The sequence below is a fragment of the Maribacter sp. UBA3344 genome, from assembly GCF_002362375.1.
Taxonomy (GTDB): domain Bacteria; phylum Bacteroidota; class Bacteroidia; order Flavobacteriales; family Flavobacteriaceae; genus Maribacter; species Maribacter dokdonensis.
Genome location: NZ_DERI01000005.1, coordinates 98,071 through 115,402 on the forward strand (window position 1 = coordinate 98,071; position 17,332 = coordinate 115,402).

Sequence of the window (17,332 nt, forward strand, 5' to 3'; positions counted from 1 at the left end):
CATCATGCTAATACTACTAGTACATAGTAGTGTTGCAAAAAGCAATCTCTTTATTTGTTTTGTTCTCATAAATAAATAGTTTAGTTAATAAATAGGGTTTTCTTGTACGCGTAAAATATTTCCTTTGTTAATAATTCTTGTTCCTGTAGCCTTCTCTATGGCAGCTATACATATATTCAAATTCTGATTTGGTATACCACCGGAAATGGGTATTTCCTTTAAATTTTCAGCTGAATACTGTACTTCTAGACCATATGTCAGTTCTAAATTGGTCATAACATCTTTAAGTGGAATTTCATTAAAGGCGTAGGTGCCACCTCTCCATAAAGCATATGGGGTCTCAATATTTACCCTTTTATGAAGTAGTTTTTTACTCTCGTTTGAAAATGAAACCATTTCGCCCGGTATCATTTTTGCCACTTCACCATTTTTAAATTCTAAATGAATAGAACCCTCGTCAAGAACTACGTTTGTTTTTTGTTTTCTGGTATTCACATGAAACTGTGTGCCCAATACTTCAACTTTAAGGTCATTGGTAATTACCCAAAACTTGGCATTTGTACTTGGTATGGGTTTAACTTTAAAATATGCTTCACCCTTTAAGTTCAAAAGGCGTGGATTATCATTGTCATATGAAATTTCTGAGTTGCCATTAAGTACCACAGATGTACCATCAGGTAGCTTTAGATCAATTATTTCTCCGTAATTGGTTTTGTGTACAGTGGTGGAATGTTCATTAAAATATGTAATGCTGCTGTAGCTTATAAGGATCAGAAGTACTGCGGCAGCTGTAGAGTATAATACCGTATTCAATGAGCGAACTTTCTTCATTTTTTTTGTTGAAGAATCGTCAATATCAATTTTATCTAAAACCTTTGATAGCGCATGATCAACATCGATGTTGCTAGGGTAGTCTTGATTGAAATTAATACCCGTAATTATAGATTTTGCATTATGAAATGTTTCTAGATGTTCTGGATTGTTTTGTATCCAAGAATTCCAATAGGAGACATCGTTATTGTTTAAGCCTTTGGCCCAGTTTTCAAAAGACGCATCGTTTAGAAAATAATGTAGATCGAATTTGTGCTTCTTGTTCATTTAGTAAGGTATTCCATTTATAAGAGATTTACTTCTTAAAAATATACCCTATTAAATTCAATTTTTTTTCAAAATATTTTTAATCTGTTGATTTTCAGATACTTTTCTTAGCTTTGTTAAAGCTTTTTGAAGTACGTTTAAAACACTTTGGTAGTTCATATCCATAACTTCAGCAATATCGGAACTTTTCATTTCGCTGTAGTATTTCAAATAGAGTACCTCTTTTTGTCTAGGGGATAAATTATTAATCAGTTGGGCTAAGGTAGACGTGCATTTAAAATGCATCTCTTGGTGAATTGAAATTTCTTCGGCAGAAAAAGTAAAATTAGATTTAAATAGCTGTGCTTCAGAAATTGGAACGTTCTTTTGATTTTTTTGTAATTGTTTGATCAATCTTCTTTTAAAAGATACAAATAGGTAGGCTTTAAGATTCTTAATCTCATTTTGTTTTTCGCGTTCTTCAAATAGTTGAATGAAGAAGTTTTGCAGACAATCTTCTGTTATTTCTCTGTTGTTACTAAGCTTTAAACCGTACACGTGTAATTGAGGATAGTATTTTTTAAAAAGGAGACTAAAGCCGTTTGCTTCGCCCTTTTTAAAGAAATACCATATTGTTTCATCTGAATGAAGTTCCATATATTTTCACATGTTCTGCTGACAAAGTAAGAAATATTTCTTAAATATTGTTAAATACGTTCAATTTAAATATCGTTTAGCTAAATAATTTGAATTATATTTAATTTAATCGTATGTAATTTAACAGATGTGTTAGATTTAAAAATGAATGAAAATTGTGTTGGTAAAAACTATATTTGCACTCTTGAAATATTATAAATTATGAAAGCAGGTATTGTAGGGTTGCCAAATGTTGGTAAATCAACACTTTTTAATTGTTTGTCCAATGCTAAGGCACAAAGCGCAAACTTTCCGTTTTGTACAATTGAACCTAATATTGGTGTGGTTAATGTCCCAGACTCAAGGTTAGAGAAGTTAGAGGAATTGGTAAACCCAGAAAGAGTGTTACCTGCAACTGTAGAAATTGTGGATATTGCCGGCTTGGTTAAAGGTGCTAGTAAGGGAGAAGGTTTAGGGAATCAATTTTTAGGTAACATTCGTGAAACGGATGCAATTCTTCATGTATTACGTTGCTTTGATAATGACAATATAGTTCATGTTGATGGTAGTGTTGATCCTATTCGGGATAAGGAAACCATAGATATGGAGCTTCAGTTGAAAGATTTGGAGACTGTAGATAAGAAATTGGAAAAAGTAAAAAGAGCCGCACGAACGGGAAATAAGGAAGCGCAAAAAGAAGAAGCTGTTCTATTGGCTATTAAGACAGGTCTAGAGGCTGGTACCTCTGTAAGGGCTATCGAAATTGAAGAGGAGTTAAGGCTAGAATTTGTGAAACCGTTACAGTTTATAACCGATAAACCGGTGATGTATGTTTGTAATGTGGATGAAGAGGCAGCGGTTAATGGAAATGCGTATGTAGAAAAGGTGAGGGAAGCAGTTGCGGCAGAAAATGCAGAGGTCATATTCTTGGCTGTTGGCACTGAGGCTGACATTACCGAATTGGAAACATATGATGAGCGCCAAATGTTTTTAGAAGATTTGGGCTTGGAGGAACCTGGTTCGGCAAAATTAATTCGTGGAGCTTATAGGTTATTAGATTTGGAAACCTATTTTACCGCAGGGGTAAAGGAGGTACGTGCATGGACAATTCCTGTTGGTGCAACTGCGCCACAAGCAGCTGGAGTTATACATACCGATTTTGAAAAAGGTTTTATTCGTGCAGAAGTTATTGCTTATGATGACTATGTTACCTTTGGGAGTGAGTCAAAAGTGAAAGAAGCGGGTAAAATGAGAGTTGAAGGTAAAGAATACATTGTTAAAGATGGTGATGTAATGCATTTCCGTTTTAATGTGTAAGAGGCTACTGATGTTAATTGGCGATTAATTTGATTGTTAAGTCTGTTTTTTAGTTAGATAATTAGTTGATTTGTTTTCTTTGAATAAATTAAAATTTTATCTATCTAAATGCAGAAGTTTAAAAAATTATTACCGCTTTACTTTATTATTTTATGTACAATTAGTTGCTCGGATTCTGAATCGGATGATTTGGGCACAGATGAATTTGTAGAGTTAGGAATTCCGGAGTTAACTACTAATATTGCTACGAATATTACTGATAATTCAGCTGTTTCAGGGGGTGATATTTCTGATGACGGAGGTGCGGAAATTATATCTAAAGGAGTTTGTTGGAGTGTTTCTTCAACACCAACAATTGATGATTTTATAACATCTGATGGTACTGGCGCAGCAGATTTTACAAGTGTAATTGATGGGTTGGAATCAAATACCGAATATTTTGTGAGGGCTTACGCAACCAATAGTGAGGGTGTGGGCTATGGGAATGAAGTTAGCCTTAAAACTGGTATGTTCGAGCAAATTGAAAAAGTTTTTGAAGGTGATGTAGTGCTTACATCCCAAAAAGAGGTAGATGATTTTGGTGACAATAATTATACAGAAATTTCTGGTTCATTAGAAATTAGAGACTCAAATAATCCTTCAACAATTGTTGATTTATCTTCTTTAAATAGTCTAAGTAGTATTGGTGCTGATTTAATACTTTATGAAAATGAAATTTTAAAAGATTTAGGTGGATTAAATAATCTTAATGATTTTAGTGGAGATATTCAATTGTACTCAAATGATAAATTAGAAAATATTGATGCATTGTCTCAAATTTCAATAGCTAATTTCATTCATATTTTTGGCAACAAATCACTTTCAAGTTTAATTGGTTTTCATGGCTTGCAAGAAATTTCTTTGGGAATCAGCATACAGGCAACTACTTTAATAGAAAATTTAGATGGATTTAAAAATGTTAAGATAATTGAAAACAATATTTTTATTGAACAAAATGTTGGTTTGTTAGATGTTTCGGGCTTAAACGAATTGTCAACTTTGCAGGGAATGGTATTTGTTAATAATACTAATCTTAAAAGTATTGATGGGTTTAATAATTTAACACAAATTCAAAATATTCATGTAGAAAATAATGATGCTTTAATTTCAGTAAAAGGCTTTGACAATATTATAAATTTTGGAAATTTTCAAATTGTAGATAATAATGCATTGACATTGATTGATGGGTTTAATAATGCTGAAATGCAAGTTGGTTCAATTAGTATTAATGATAATTTAAATTTAATAAGTCTTCCTTACTTTAATAAGTTAGAATCAATTCAAGGTAGTTTATCAATTTACAACAATCAAAAATTGATTGAGATTAAGGGTTTTAATACTTTAGTTAGTATTAGCTCTGGTTTTAAAGTTACAAGAAATTCAAGTATTAAAAGTATTGAAGGTTTTGAATCCTTGCAGACTATTGAAGGTAGATTTGAAATAGAATTTAATCCTGTACTTGAAATAATAGATGGTTTTAATTCTTTAAAGAGTGTTACAGGGAATTTTAGTATAGGATATAATGAAACCATTGAAAATGTATCAGGTTTTAATGCTTTGGAGCAAGTAAATTCTTTTCGATTATCAGAAACTAGTAGTCTATTAGAGGATGATACGTTTTCAGCCTTAAAGTTAATTTCTGGAAATATTTTTTTAGAAAATAATCTACAATTAGAAAATATTAATTTTTTGAATAGTATAGAATCTGTTGAAGGGGAAATCCAGATTTCCAATAATCCAAAACTAATTAGTTTAAGTGGTTTTAGTTCATTGCGGAATATAGGTTCCCGTTTTATACTTGAATTTTTAAATATAGAAAACTTAAATGGTTTAAATAATTTAGAATTTATTGGGGCAAATCTTCAAATTTATGCTAATGATAATTTAATTAATTTGGAAGGATTGGAAAGTTTAGTTAAAGTAGAAGGTTCCTTGTCAATTTACAATAACAATTTGCTTAGAAATTATTGTGGTATAAATAATTTAATTGATTTAAATCCTACAATTGATTGTTCTATTTCACAAAATGCCGCAGGTAATTGTTTTGATTTAAAAGCTGGTCAATGTGAATTTTAGAATTTGATTATCATTTTAATCTTACTATTTCATAAGTTAGGAAATAACTTTTAATTAGGCTCATATATAGTCAGCCGATCTCGTAGCATTTTTAATTCTTGCTCCAGTCGGTTGACTTTTTTTAGCATATGATTTATGGTGTCTATTCCTTCCATGTTAATACCAAGGTCATTTCTCAATCTGTAAATGCGTTCTATTTCTAATATGTGATGTGGTAACACATAATTCTTGTTGTCAATTTCTTGAACTTCAATCATCTCAAACTCTAACAAGTCGTCAATGAACTCTAAGGGAGTTTGCGTTTGTTTGCAGTATACTTCTATTTGTATATAGTTCTCTTGATCCATAATTATCTTAATTCTGATAGCTGTTTAAACAATTCTTTTTCTTTTTGAGATAGATTGGTTGGCATAGTGACCTTATAGGTAATATATAAATCTCCATGTGCACCTTTCTTTTTATAAATAGGCATACCTTTTCCTTTTAGCTTTATTTTGGTGTCGTTCTGTGTTTCTGGTTTTACTTTTAATTTTACCTTTCCGGTCAATGTTGTAATTTCAATTGAGCTACCTAAAATGGCATCATAAAGAGAAATAGATTCATTTTTATATAAATCGTTTCCTACTCGTTGAAAATCTGTGTTGTTGTAAATTTCAAATGTTAGATATAAATCCCCTTTGGGACCGCCATTTACACCCTCGCCACCATAACCTGAAATCTTTATTGTTTGTCCGTCTTCGACACCCGCAGGGATAGTGATTCTAATTTTTTTGTTTCCAAGATCTAAAGTCTGCTTTTGTTCCTGTAGAATATCGGTCATATTTAAATTTAACGTAGCATTTAAATCTTGACCTTTAAATTGGGAGGTTCTTTGTCTTGCACTGCCTCCAAAGCCGCCACCACCGAACATGGATTCAAAGAAATCTGAAAAATCTTCTTGCTGCCCGCTATAATTGGTGTATGTTCTATTTGTATTAGAAGTGGAACGGCGCTGGTTTTTTTTGGCTTCTTCAAAAGCTTCGGCATGTTCCCAATCTTTACCATATTGGTCATACTTTTTTCTTTTTTCAGGATCGCTTAAAACCTCGTTAGCTTCATTAACGCGTTGAAACTTCTCTTGTGCGGATTTATCATTAGGGTTTAAATCCGGATGAAGTTTGCGGGCCAATTTGCGATACGCCTTTTTAATATCTGCTTGAGTAGCCGTTTTGTCTAATTCAAGAATTTTATAGTAGTCAATAAATTCCATAAGTATTCAAATTCTTCATTAAAGATATTTAATTGACGAAAAAACTACAATGACATAGGTCAGTTATTATTAGTTCATTTATTATGAATTTTAATGCAATAGTTTTTGACCGAATTACCATATTTGTTGAGGCTATCAACAAAAGACATGAATTAATTGTTAATTACTTTAACAGTTAGCTATTTTATCTTTTGCCGAGTGGTGCTATCTTTAACGCAACTTTCATAAATTTTTTTATATGGCTCAAGAATCTCAATATACTGAAGATAACATACGCTCGCTCGATTGGAAAGAACATATCCGATTAAGACCTGGTATGTATATTGGTAAGTTAGGGGATGGGTCTTCTGCCGATGACGGAATCTATATTCTTTTAAAAGAGGTTATAGATAACTGTATAGATGAATTTGTAATGGGCGCTGGTAAGACCATTGAAATTTCCATAAAAGATAAAGTTGTAAAGGTAAGGGATTACGGTAGGGGTATACCTTTAGGTAAAGTGGTAGATGTAGTCTCTAAAATGAATACTGGTGGTAAATATGATAGTCGCGCCTTTAAAAAATCAGTGGGTCTAAACGGAGTTGGTACAAAGGCGGTTAATGCGTTATCCAGTTTTTTTGAGGTGCAATCTTCTCGGGATAATCAACTAAAGACCGCGCAGTTCAGTTCCGGGAATTTAGAAAGCGAAGTAGGTCCTGAGGAAACCAGTAAAAGAAAAGGTACCAAAGTTACCTTTATACCTGATGAGACCATTTTTAAAAATTACAAATACAGGAATGAGTATGTAGAACGCATGCTTAAAAACTATGTTTACTTGAACCCAGGGTTGACAATAGTTTATAACGGCGAAAAGTTTCATTCTGAAAACGGATTAAAAGATCTTTTAGAGGATAATAACAATGTAGAAGATATGTTGTACCCTGTTATCCACTTAAAGGGTGAAGATATAGAAGTAGCCATTACCCATAGTAAAACACAATATAGTGAGGAGTACCATTCTTTTGTAAACGGTCAGCACACTACCCATGGTGGTACGCATCAAGCAGCATTTAGAGAGGCGATCGTAAAAACTATTCGTGACTTTTATGGAAAGTCTTATGATGCATCTGATATTAGGAAATCAATAATATCCGCTATATCGATCAAGGTAATGGAGCCGGTTTTTGAAAGTCAGACAAAAACTAAATTGGGTTCTACCGATATGGGTGGAGACTTTCCTACCGTACGTACGTATATCAATGATTTTGTTGGCAAGTATTTAGATAACTATCTACATAAGAATGCAGAGACGGCAGAGAAACTTCAGCGTAAGATTATGATGGCGGAGAAGGAACGTAAGGAGCTGTCCGGTATTCGTAAACTTGCTCGTGACAGGGCAAAGAAAGCCAGTTTGCATAATAAGAAATTACGGGACTGTAGGGTGCACTTAAGTGATATGAAGCATGATCGTAGATTGGAAAGTGCCCTGTTTATTACCGAGGGTGATTCTGCATCTGGTTCCATAACAAAGTCAAGGGATGTGAATACCCAGGCCGTTTTCAGTTTAAAAGGAAAGCCTTTGAACTCTTACGGAATGTCAAAGAAGATTGTATATGAAAATGAAGAATTCAATCTTCTGCAGGCGGCATTGAATATTGAGGAATCTATTGAGGATTTACGATATAATAATATCATTATTGCCACAGATGCCGATGTAGATGGTATGCATATCCGTTTATTGTTGATTACCTTCTTTTTGCAATTTTTCCCGGAATTGATAAAGGAAAATCATTTGTATATTCTACAGACTCCTTTATTCAGGGTTAGAAATAAAAAGGAGACTATTTATTGTTACAGTGATGAAGAGCGTCAAAATGCGATAAATAAGTTAAGTGGTAAACCAGAAATTACCCGATTTAAAGGGTTGGGTGAAATTTCACCTGATGAGTTCAGGCATTTTATTGGTGACGATATTAGGTTGGAGCCCATAATGTTAGATAAAGCAATGTCCATTGAAGAATTGCTAAGTTTTTATATGGGGAAAAACACACCCGACCGACAAAAATTTATTATCAACAATCTTAAAGTAGAAGTTGATTTAATAGAAGATAAAGTAGTATAAATTAAGTTAATACGATTGCTTCTGAATGGAAGAAAATGACGATTTGAACGAGGAAATTAACGACAACCTTTCCGAAGAAAATAACGAAACAACTGAACCTGCCGAGGCCCTTACACGGGTAACCGGTATGTATAAAGATTGGTTCTTGGATTATGCTTCCTACGTAATTCTAGAAAGAGCTGTACCTGCTATTGAAGATGGTTTTAAGCCTGTACAGCGTAGAATCATGCATTCACTAAAAGAGTTGGATGACGGTAGGTATAATAAGGTGGCGAATGTAGTGGGTCACACTATGCAGTATCACCCACATGGTGATGCCAGTATTGCCGATGCCATGGTTCAAATAGGTCAAAAAGACCTTTTAATAGATACACAAGGAAACTGGGGTAATATTTTGACCGGGGATAGAGCGGCTGCTTCAAGATATATTGAGGCAAGGTTGTCTAAATTTGCCTTAGAGGTTATTTTTAGTCCTAAAATTACCGAGTGGCAGGCTTCTTATGATGGAAGAAAAAAAGAACCTGTAAACTTACCCGTAAAATTTCCTTTGTTATTAGCTCAAGGAGCGGAAGGTATTGCTGTGGGGCTTTCCACAAAGGTACTTTCGCATAATTTTGTAGAGCTGATTGATGCATCCATTAAGCACTTAAAAGGACAACGATTTAAAATTTTTCCGGATTTTCAAACGGCTGGTATTATTGATGTTACCAATTACAATGATGGACTTAGGGGTGGTAAAATTCGTGTGCGTGCAAAGATTTCCCAGTTAGATAAAAATACACTGGTAATCAATGAGATACCTTATGGTACTAATACTGGTAGTTTAATAGATTCTATCTTAAAGGCCAATGAAAAGGGTAAGATAAAAATTAAAAAAATTGAGGATAACACCGCCGCGGAAGTTGAAATATTGGTGCATTTGCCCAGTGGAATTTCACCTGATAAAACAATAGATGCCCTTTATGCATTTACGGCGTGTGAATCTTCTATTTCACCATTGGGTTGTATTATTGAAGATAATAAACCTTTATTCATTGGTGTAACGGAGATGTTGAAAAGATCTACGGATTCTACGGTTGATCTTTTAAAACAAGAATTGGAAATTCAACTTGGTGAGCTAGAGGAGCAATGGCATTTTGCCTCTTTAGAGCGAATTTTTATTGAGAACCGTATTTATAGGGATATTGAGGAAGAGGAGACTTGGGAAGGGGTAATAAATGCTATAGATAAAGGGCTTGCTCCACATACAAAGCATTTAAAACGAGCCGTTACCGTAGAGGATATTACCAGGTTGACTGAAATTCGTATTAAAAGAATTTCAAAATTTGATTTAGATAAGGCGCAACAACATTTAGAGAGTCTGCAAGAGCGAATTGCGGAAGTTAAAAACCATTTGGCTAATTTGATAGAGTTTGCCATTGATTATTTTAAAAACCTAAAGGAAACTTATGGCAAGGATCGAGGTAGAAAAACCGAGATTCGTGTTTTTGACGATATAGAAGCTACCAAAGTGGTTATAAGGAATACCAAGCTCTATGTAAACAGGGAAGAAGGTTTTGTGGGTACTTCGTTAAAACGTGATGAATACGTAACGGATTGTAGTGATATAGATGATATTATTGTTGTCACCAACGAGGGTAAGATGATGGTTTCAAAGGTAGATTCCAAAATTTTTGTTGGTAAGGGAATCATTCATGTCGCAGTATTTAAGAAGAAAGATAAGCGTACTACTTATAATTTAATTTATAAGGACGGTAAAGGTGGGGCTACCTATATAAAACGTTTTAATGTTACCAGTATAACACGTGATAGAATTTATGAGCTAGGTACAGGTAAGCCTGGAACACAAGTGCTATATTTTTCCGCAAACCCTAACGGTGAGGCTGAAGTTATTACCGTGTTGTTACGTCAAGTTGGAAGCATTAAAAAATTAAAATGGGATATTGATTTTTCAGATGTTCTTATAAAAGGAAGAGCCTCTAAAGGAAATATAGTGACCAAATACTCTGTAAAACGCATAGAACTTAAAGAAAAAGGTGTTTCTACATTAAAGCCAAGAAAGATTTGGTTTGATGATGTTGTGCGTAGATTGAATGTTGATGGCAGAGGAGAGTTGTTGGGGGAGTTTAAAGGTGATGATTTGCTTTTGGTAATCAATCAAAAAGGTGTGGCTAAAACATTTTTGCCAGTGCTTACTTCGCATTTTGATGATGATATGATCGTACTTGAAAAATGGATACCTGAAAAGCCCATCTCAGCCATTTATTGGGAGGGTGAGAAAGAAAGATTCTACGTAAAAAGATTTTTAATAGAGAATGAAAATAAAGAGGAATTATTTATTTCAGAACATCCGAAATCATACTTGGAGCTTGTTTCTACAGATTGGAGACCAATGATTGAAATTGAATTTCCAAAGCCTAGAGGTAAAGAGGCTAAGGAAAGTGAAAGTGTTGATATTGAGAATTTTATAGCTATCAAGGGGATTAAAGCTTTAGGTAATCAATTGATTACTGAAAAGGTGAAAAACATTAATAGCTTAGAGCCTTTGCCTTATGAGCCGGTTATCCCTGAAAAAACGGAAGATATTGAAGTAGTAGATGAGCAGGCAGTAGAATCTGGTACCGAAAATAAGAAATCAAAAGATGTAGAAGGTGGTTCTGCAGATGAACCCACTTTATTTGATTAATTGAGTTTATGAAGAATTTTTTTGAAGAATTCAAGAATTTTGCCATCAAGGGCAATATGATAGATTTGGCTGTCGGTATTATTATTGGTACCGCATTTAATAAAGTTGTCAGTACAATTGTTTCTGCTATTATTATGCCTCCTCTCTCTTTGTTGACAGATGATGTTAATCTTTCAAATAAAAAGTGGATACTTAGGCAGGCAACGGATAGTGCAGAAGAAGTTGCTATAGGTTATGGGGAGCTCATAGAGTCACTTATAGATTTTGGAATTATTGCTTTTACCATTTTCGTAATGGTGAAGTTTATTAACAGGTTCAAGCAAAAATCTGAAGATCCGACAAATAAAGAAGTGGAAACACCTAAGAATATTGCGCTATTGTCTAGTTTGGAAAAATTGTTACAGGAGCAAAATGAGATACTTAAAAACAAGAAATAATAGTTTTGTGTTGAACAATTGAATTGTCTTATCGTAAAATAGAAAGTTAAGATTAGACATTTTTTTAGAACGGTTGGTTTTATAACTACCTTTACAAAAATTTGAATTAATGGATTTCACTAACCCGCTGGTATACGGTGCACCAGCTTTTATTGCCTTTATCTTATTAGAATTGACCTATAGCAAAACTCATGGAGATGATGATCTTTATGATTGGAAAGATTTTGCAGCTAGTAGTGCAATGGGTATTGGTTCGGCCATTATTGGTCCTTTACTTAAGGTTATTTTGTTGGTAGTTCTTTTTGAATGGGCCTATGAATTGTTCAACCCAATGGTTGATGGGGTGAGAACCAATATAATGGGGTATGAGTCCTTTGGGTATGCTTGGTACGTGTGGCTCTTATGTCAGTTGGCCGATGATTTTACGTACTACTGGTTTCATAGGGCAAATCATGAAATACGAATTTTATGGGCTGCACATATTGTACATCATTCTTCAGATAATTTTAATCTTGGTACCGCTATAAGAAATGGGTGGTTTACCTTGTTGTATAAACCTTTCTTCTATGTTTGGATGCCTATTATTGGTTTTCCGGTAGAAATGGTTGTAGTTTGTTTGGCTATAGAATCTTTCTGGCAGTTTCAATTGCATTCCCAATATGTGCCTAAAATGGGCTTTATAGAGAAAATCTTCAACACTCATACCATGCACCAAGTGCACCATGCACAGAATGTAGAGTACTTAGATAAGAATCACGGTGGATTTCTTAATTGTTTTGATAAAATGTTCGGTACCTGGAAAGAGTATGATGAAGAAATTGATGTAAAATTCGGCGTTATACATGCTCCTAATTCTAATAATCCTATTGTAATACTTACCCATGAATTTAAAGATATATGGGCAGATGTGAAGAAGGTGAAGAAATTTAAACATAAACTAATGTATATTTTTGGTCCTCCAGGATGGAGCCATGATGGTAGTACAATGACTGTTAAGCAGCAACAGAGGCTTTTTAAGCAGCAAAAAGAACAAAACCCTGAAATGGCTTTTGATAGACCAAATTAAACACCTCAGGCGGTTTAAAATACAGTTGCAAGAAAATATAAAACCCTAATTAAACACATGTTTAATTAGGGTTTTTACGTTATTTAATTTTCCTACTGATTTTCAATTGGTGTAGCGGGTTTCTTATTCTTTTTCATTCTTAGGTCAAAGAATTCAACCATTAATGAAAATGCAATGGAGAAGTAAAGGTATCCTTTCGGGATGGTGCCCACTTCATTTCCAAATACAATTAGATGACTTAAATGAGCTGCTTCTGCAATTAGCATAAAACCTATTAAGATTAAAAAAGAAAGCCCTAGGATTTGAATGGAAGGGTGTCTATTTACGAATTCTCCAACAGGATTGGCAAATAACATCATTATGATTACTGAGATAACTACGGCTACAATCATAAGTATTAATGCATCGTTAGGGTTGGGAGAGATGCCGTTGGTCATTCCTATGGCAGTTAAAATAGAGTCAAATGAAAATACTATGTTTATTACGGTTATTTGCAAAATGGCATTGGTCAGGGATGTGGATCTCGCTTTCTTTACTTCGCGTTCGTCATGCCCTTTATCTTCTACCTTTTCATGGATTTCCTTAGTACTTTTGTAAAGCAGAAATAAACCTCCTAGAAAGAGTATTATTCCCTGTCCGCTAATTCCTCCTGTAATCCATTCACTGTCAAACACCCAAAACGGTTTTTTCATTGAAGTAAGCAATGAGATGCCAAATAACAATACAATTCTCATAACCATGGCCAATACAAGTCCAATATTTGTAGCTTTTTTTCTTTGTGCAGGTTCAAGTTTTCCTGCGGCAATGGAGATAAAAATTATATTATCTATACCTAGAACTATTTCAAGAAATGTTAGTGTAAGTAGGGCAATCCAAGCATCTGGACTGGTGAAAATTTCAAACATGGTTAGTTGGTTTTAATTGCGGTTCCGGTTTTTACTACTAATTTTTTGTTAGGGTCTTTTACAGCGCTTTTGTATTGAAAGGTATAAGAAGAATCCGTTGTACTAATAATTTTATAATGTATGGCTGTTTTGCTATTAATGTCTTGTAGCACAAATTCGCAGTCATTGAACCAGCGGACGGTGGCGCTGTCTATTTTGTTTTCATAATAGTCAATGCTGTAATCTTTGGTTCTTATGAATTTTCCCTCCTTGACAGTGTCTCCAACTTCATAAGTGAATTTAAAAGTGCCTGTTTGATACTTTTCGCAATCGCGCTCAGGTTGGTAACAAGAACAAAGTAAAAGGCTTGTAATAGCAGTAAAAAATATCTTTTTCATCATACTGCAAAATAAACAAATTCCCGATGATGATTCTAGTAAAAGTTAGGAATGCTGAATTTAGAATTTTAAAACTATTTTTCTAGGTATGTTTTAAATGTACCGTCATTATAGAAAATAACTATTCGGTCAATATTCTTTTCGCTAGGTGGTAAGGTGGTCTGTTTAGATTTATTGTAAGTTTTGGTTGGTTCTTTTTCGTTTAGTTTAGGAAAGCTACCAATGCCGTAAAGCAACCATTGAATATCCACCTCTGCAAAGGCATCATTAATTTTCATGATAAACTCTAGGCTAGGTTTGTTTCTGCCGTTCAACAAATGTGATATGCTAGATCTTTGCACCTCAATTAAATCTGCAAATGCAGAGGAGGAAAGTTCGTAATGGGTTAAAATTGACTTTAACCTTAATATGAATGAATTGCTGTCTAACATGTTTACAAAATTAATTCATACTCCATTTAATAGTAGTTAAATTATGTGTAAAATTCTTAAATCCGTTTAGAAATTTATGAAGTTTAGGTTTATTTAAATAACATTAAATAATTGATTTTCAATATAATGAAATATTATTTATCTTTTTGATTAGAATTGTAAATTTCAATACCATTTAATTTGGTTCTTTTATCACAAACTGATTTACAATTGTAAACTGTACCTGTAGTATTTTTGTTTTTTGAAAAGTAATACATGGAAGAAATAAATTATAAGGACTATGGTGTAACCAGTATATCGGGAAGATATATTACTTATGACCATATAGATGAATTTTTAAATTCATTACCGGTAACATTTAAAACTGAGGTAGTAGGTAGATCGGTACGCGGAGAAGCTATCAAAAGTGTTGTTTTTGGTAACGGACCTAAGCGAATTTTAATGTGGTCTCAAATGCATGGAAATGAGTCAACGACAACGAAGGCTGTTTTAGATTTATTTAATTTTATGAATCAAGATTCCATGGAAGCCTCCAAAATATGGAATGCCTGTACCATTAAGATTATTCCAATTTTAAATCCGGATGGTGCTAGAGACTTTACTAGGATAAATGCCAATGAAATCGATTTAAATAGAGACGCACAAAACTTATCGCAACCAGAGAGTAAAGTGCTAAAAAAGGTTTATGATGATTTTACGCCAGATTTTTGTTTTAATCTGCATGATCAACGTACTATTTTTAATGTAGGTACTACTCATAAACCGGCTACGGTTTCTTTTTTGGCTCCAGCTTTTGATGAAGACCGTAATAACTCACCGTCTAGAAAACTGAGTATGCAATTAATAGCGGCAATGAACAGCAAATTGCAAGAAGAAATACCTGGGCAGGTAGGTAGGTATGATGATGGCTTTAATGCAAATTGCGTAGGCGATGCTTTTCAAATGAAGGGAACACCTACTATATTATTTGAAGCTGGTCATTATTATAATGATTATGATAGAGATGTAACAAGGGTATACATTTTTAAAGCTTTAGTAAAGAGTTTATTAACTATAGAGGATAATGAAATAACAGAATATACCGTTGACCAATATTTATCAATACCAGAGAATGGTAAACAGTTTGTTGATATTGGGGTGTATAATAAAGATTTTGAGAATAATGGTCTTACTTCGGCTGAATTTACACCAATTCAGTATAAGGAGGTGCTAAAAAATGGTAAAGTGGATTTTGTTCCTATGGTTCATGTTTTTGATAAGGAACCTCCTGAAGTTTTTGCACATAAATCATTGAATTGCAATGATGAAAACGATGTGAAATGGTTGAGAGAAAATGATATTTTAAAACTACTTTCTTAGATTTCATTGTTTTATTTCTTTGAAATAGTAAAATTGTTTACATTTTCAATAAAAAAAATCGAGTTTCAATGAATTTAATGTGATTATTTTTTATTTTTGGCAGAAATTTTACAACTATGGGCAAAGTCAAATTAGACGAAATAGACCACCAAATTCTGGATATGTTAATTGATAACACCAGAACACCTTTTACTGATATTGCAAAAAAACTTCTTATTTCTGCAGGTACTGTTCATGTAAGGGTTAAGAAAATGGAAGAAGCCGGTATAATAAAAGGCTCTTCGCTAACTTTAGATTACGTAAAACTAGGTTATGCTTTTATAGCGTATGTGGGTATTTTTCTTGAAAAAACGCACCAGACCAAATTTGTATTGGAACGTTTAAATCAAATACCTAATGTTACCATTGCACATATTACAACCGGGAAATTCAATATTTTCTGTAAGATTAGAGCAAAGGATACTACGCATGCTAAAAATATTATCTTTAAAATTGATGATATAGATGGTATCAGCAGAACCGAGACAATGATTTCGTTAGAAGAAAGCTTTAATGACAAAAAGCGTTTAATGCATACTATTTTTAACGAGTTATAAGAATAATATAGTCAACTAACTTGAAGAAAAGCCCGGTTAAATTTTTTAATTGGGCTTTTTTGGTTGTTTTTGTAAAACAAAAAATATTTTATGAAGGTAAAAGATTTAGAGAATAGCGAATTGCAATATTTTTACGGAACCTACTTAAATGCTTTAAATGAAGAAGAAGATTTAAAGTCTGCCTTAGAAAATGGCAAGAAGAACTTTCAACAGCTAATTGAAAATTTAACCAAAGATCAGTTGATGTATAGCTACGGGGAGGGTAAATGGACTATAGCTGAAGTCTTAGTTCACTTAATAGATTCTGAACGCGTTTTTCAATACAGGGCTTTTCGAATTTCTAGAAACGATAAAACTCCTTTACCAGGTTTTGAGCAAGATGATTACGTTTTAGAGAGTTATGCAAATCAAAGAACTAAAGAGGATATTTTACAGGAATTCCTAATAGTTAGAGAAGCATCTATTAACTTTTTCAGTCTTTTATCTAATGATGTCCTAAAAAGAACAGGTACCGCAAGTGGGTTACCTTGGTCTGTAGCAGCGCTAGGCCTTGTGATTAGTGGTCATCAAAGGCATCATTTTAATATTATAAAAGAGCGATATTTAGTTTAATCTAACTCTTGTTCGTGTTCGTTTTCAAAATTTAGGTGTAAGGCATTTGTCATATCTTCTGAAGACATTATTTCTTCGGGAGTGCTTGATTCTAGCTCTTTGCCTACATTCTCCTCAAAATTTGCGATAAAATTAGAAAGGCTCTTACTAATTTTTACCAAGTATAAGGTGTCTGTTGTTTTCAGCTCAACTGCCTCAACATAATCACCATTAATATTCTTGAAGGTAATAATGTCTTCATCACCATAACCATAAGGATAAGTTTCAATTAAAAGAGCTGCTAAGTTGTGGTCTAATTTACGATAATCTATAAGTCGTCTGGTCATAACTAATTTATTTATAGCGGGTTATTATTTAACTATAACTAA

At 33.4% G+C, this 17,332-nt stretch carries 17 protein-coding genes; 9 read left to right on the forward strand and 8 right to left on the reverse strand.

Annotated features, from left to right (window positions below; translation table 11 throughout):
• Positions 1-84: 84 nt before the first annotated feature.
• Both B2Z27_RS02515 and B2Z27_RS02520 read right to left on the reverse strand, forming a co-directional pair.
• Positions 85-1,098 carry a FecR family protein gene (locus B2Z27_RS02515; protein WP_286812437.1) on the reverse strand — a complete coding sequence of 338 codons (1,014 nt, stop codon included), beginning with the start codon at positions 1,096-1,098 and terminating at the stop codon, positions 85-87.
• 57 nt (positions 1,099-1,155) lie between these two features.
• A complete protein-coding gene (locus tag B2Z27_RS02520; RefSeq protein WP_071342105.1) occupies positions 1,156-1,734 on the reverse strand; it encodes an RNA polymerase sigma factor in 579 nt (192 codons plus the stop codon).
• 201 nt (positions 1,735-1,935) lie between these two features.
• On the opposite strand from B2Z27_RS02520, the gene ychF reads away from it, so the two are divergent.
• Entirely contained in the window at positions 1,936-3,030 is a 1,095-nt protein-coding gene (gene ychF, locus B2Z27_RS02525; protein WP_286812438.1) for a redox-regulated ATPase YchF, read from the forward strand.
• A gap of 108 nt (positions 3,031-3,138) precedes the next feature.
• Entirely contained in the window at positions 3,139-5,145 is a 2,007-nt protein-coding gene (locus B2Z27_RS02530) for a hypothetical protein (protein WP_286812439.1), read from the forward strand.
• A gap of 50 nt (positions 5,146-5,195) precedes the next feature.
• On the opposite strand, the gene B2Z27_RS02535 is transcribed toward B2Z27_RS02530, so the two are convergent.
• Both B2Z27_RS02535 and B2Z27_RS02540 read right to left on the reverse strand, forming a co-directional pair.
• A complete protein-coding gene (locus B2Z27_RS02535; RefSeq protein WP_286812440.1) occupies positions 5,196-5,492 on the reverse strand; it encodes a chaperone modulator CbpM in 297 nt (98 codons plus the stop codon).
• Positions 5,493-5,494: 2 nt separating this feature from the next.
• Positions 5,495-6,394: a J domain-containing protein gene (locus tag B2Z27_RS02540; RefSeq protein WP_286812441.1), complete on the reverse strand. Its 900-nt coding sequence runs from the start codon at positions 6,392-6,394 to the stop codon at positions 5,495-5,497.
• Positions 6,395-6,632: 238 nt separating this feature from the next.
• Between B2Z27_RS02540 and B2Z27_RS02545 the strand changes: the two genes are divergently transcribed.
• From B2Z27_RS02545 to B2Z27_RS02560, 4 genes are all read left to right on the forward strand, one after another.
• On the forward strand, positions 6,633-8,495 hold the full coding sequence (locus B2Z27_RS02545; protein WP_286812442.1) for a DNA topoisomerase IV subunit B: 1,863 nt from the start codon (positions 6,633-6,635) through the stop codon (positions 8,493-8,495).
• Positions 8,496-8,520: 25 nt separating this feature from the next.
• The gene (locus B2Z27_RS02550) at positions 8,521-11,181 is read left to right on the forward strand and encodes a DNA gyrase/topoisomerase IV subunit A (protein WP_286812443.1); all 2,661 of its coding nucleotides are present in this window, start codon (positions 8,521-8,523) and stop codon (positions 11,179-11,181) included.
• 8 nt (positions 11,182-11,189) lie between these two features.
• Positions 11,190-11,618, forward strand: coding sequence for a large-conductance mechanosensitive channel protein MscL (mscL, locus tag B2Z27_RS02555; protein WP_286812444.1), 429 nt, complete (start codon positions 11,190-11,192; stop codon positions 11,616-11,618).
• A 109-nt stretch (positions 11,619-11,727) separates the two neighbouring features.
• Positions 11,728-12,684 (forward strand): sterol desaturase family protein, encoded by a 957-nt coding sequence (locus tag B2Z27_RS02560; protein WP_058102603.1) that lies wholly within the window; start codon positions 11,728-11,730, stop codon positions 12,682-12,684.
• A gap of 92 nt (positions 12,685-12,776) precedes the next feature.
• Here the strand turns inward: B2Z27_RS02560 and B2Z27_RS02565 are convergent, their stop codons facing one another.
• From B2Z27_RS02565 to B2Z27_RS02575, 3 genes are all read right to left on the reverse strand, one after another.
• Positions 12,777-13,589 carry a TerC family protein gene (locus tag B2Z27_RS02565; protein ID WP_286812445.1) on the reverse strand — a complete coding sequence of 271 codons (813 nt, stop codon included), beginning with the start codon at positions 13,587-13,589 and terminating at the stop codon, positions 12,777-12,779.
• Between the two features lie 2 nt (positions 13,590-13,591).
• A complete protein-coding gene (locus tag B2Z27_RS02570) occupies positions 13,592-13,969 on the reverse strand; it encodes a hypothetical protein (protein WP_286812446.1) in 378 nt (125 codons plus the stop codon).
• A 71-nt stretch (positions 13,970-14,040) separates the two neighbouring features.
• Positions 14,041-14,397, reverse strand: coding sequence for a helix-turn-helix transcriptional regulator (locus tag B2Z27_RS02575; protein WP_215997687.1), 357 nt, complete (start codon positions 14,395-14,397; stop codon positions 14,041-14,043).
• 255 nt (positions 14,398-14,652) lie between these two features.
• On the opposite strand from B2Z27_RS02575, the gene B2Z27_RS02580 reads away from it, so the two are divergent.
• The 3 genes from B2Z27_RS02580 to B2Z27_RS02590 all read left to right on the forward strand — a co-directional run bounded on the left by B2Z27_RS02580 (position 14,653) and on the right by B2Z27_RS02590 (position 16,964).
• The gene (locus B2Z27_RS02580) at positions 14,653-15,756 is read left to right on the forward strand and encodes a M14 family metallopeptidase (RefSeq protein ID WP_286812447.1); all 1,104 of its coding nucleotides are present in this window, start codon (positions 14,653-14,655) and stop codon (positions 15,754-15,756) included.
• A gap of 116 nt (positions 15,757-15,872) precedes the next feature.
• Entirely contained in the window at positions 15,873-16,352 is a 480-nt protein-coding gene (locus B2Z27_RS02585) for an Lrp/AsnC family transcriptional regulator (protein WP_027066901.1), read from the forward strand.
• A gap of 90 nt (positions 16,353-16,442) precedes the next feature.
• Positions 16,443-16,964 carry a DinB family protein gene (locus tag B2Z27_RS02590; protein ID WP_074673676.1) on the forward strand — a complete coding sequence of 174 codons (522 nt, stop codon included), beginning with the start codon at positions 16,443-16,445 and terminating at the stop codon, positions 16,962-16,964.
• On the opposite strand, the gene B2Z27_RS02595 is transcribed toward B2Z27_RS02590, so the two are convergent.
• Entirely contained in the window at positions 16,961-17,290 is a 330-nt protein-coding gene (locus B2Z27_RS02595) for a hypothetical protein (protein ID WP_074673677.1), read from the reverse strand. The two genes, B2Z27_RS02590 and B2Z27_RS02595, sit on opposite strands and share 4 nt — an antisense overlap.
• Between the last annotated feature and the right edge of the window lie 42 nt (positions 17,291-17,332).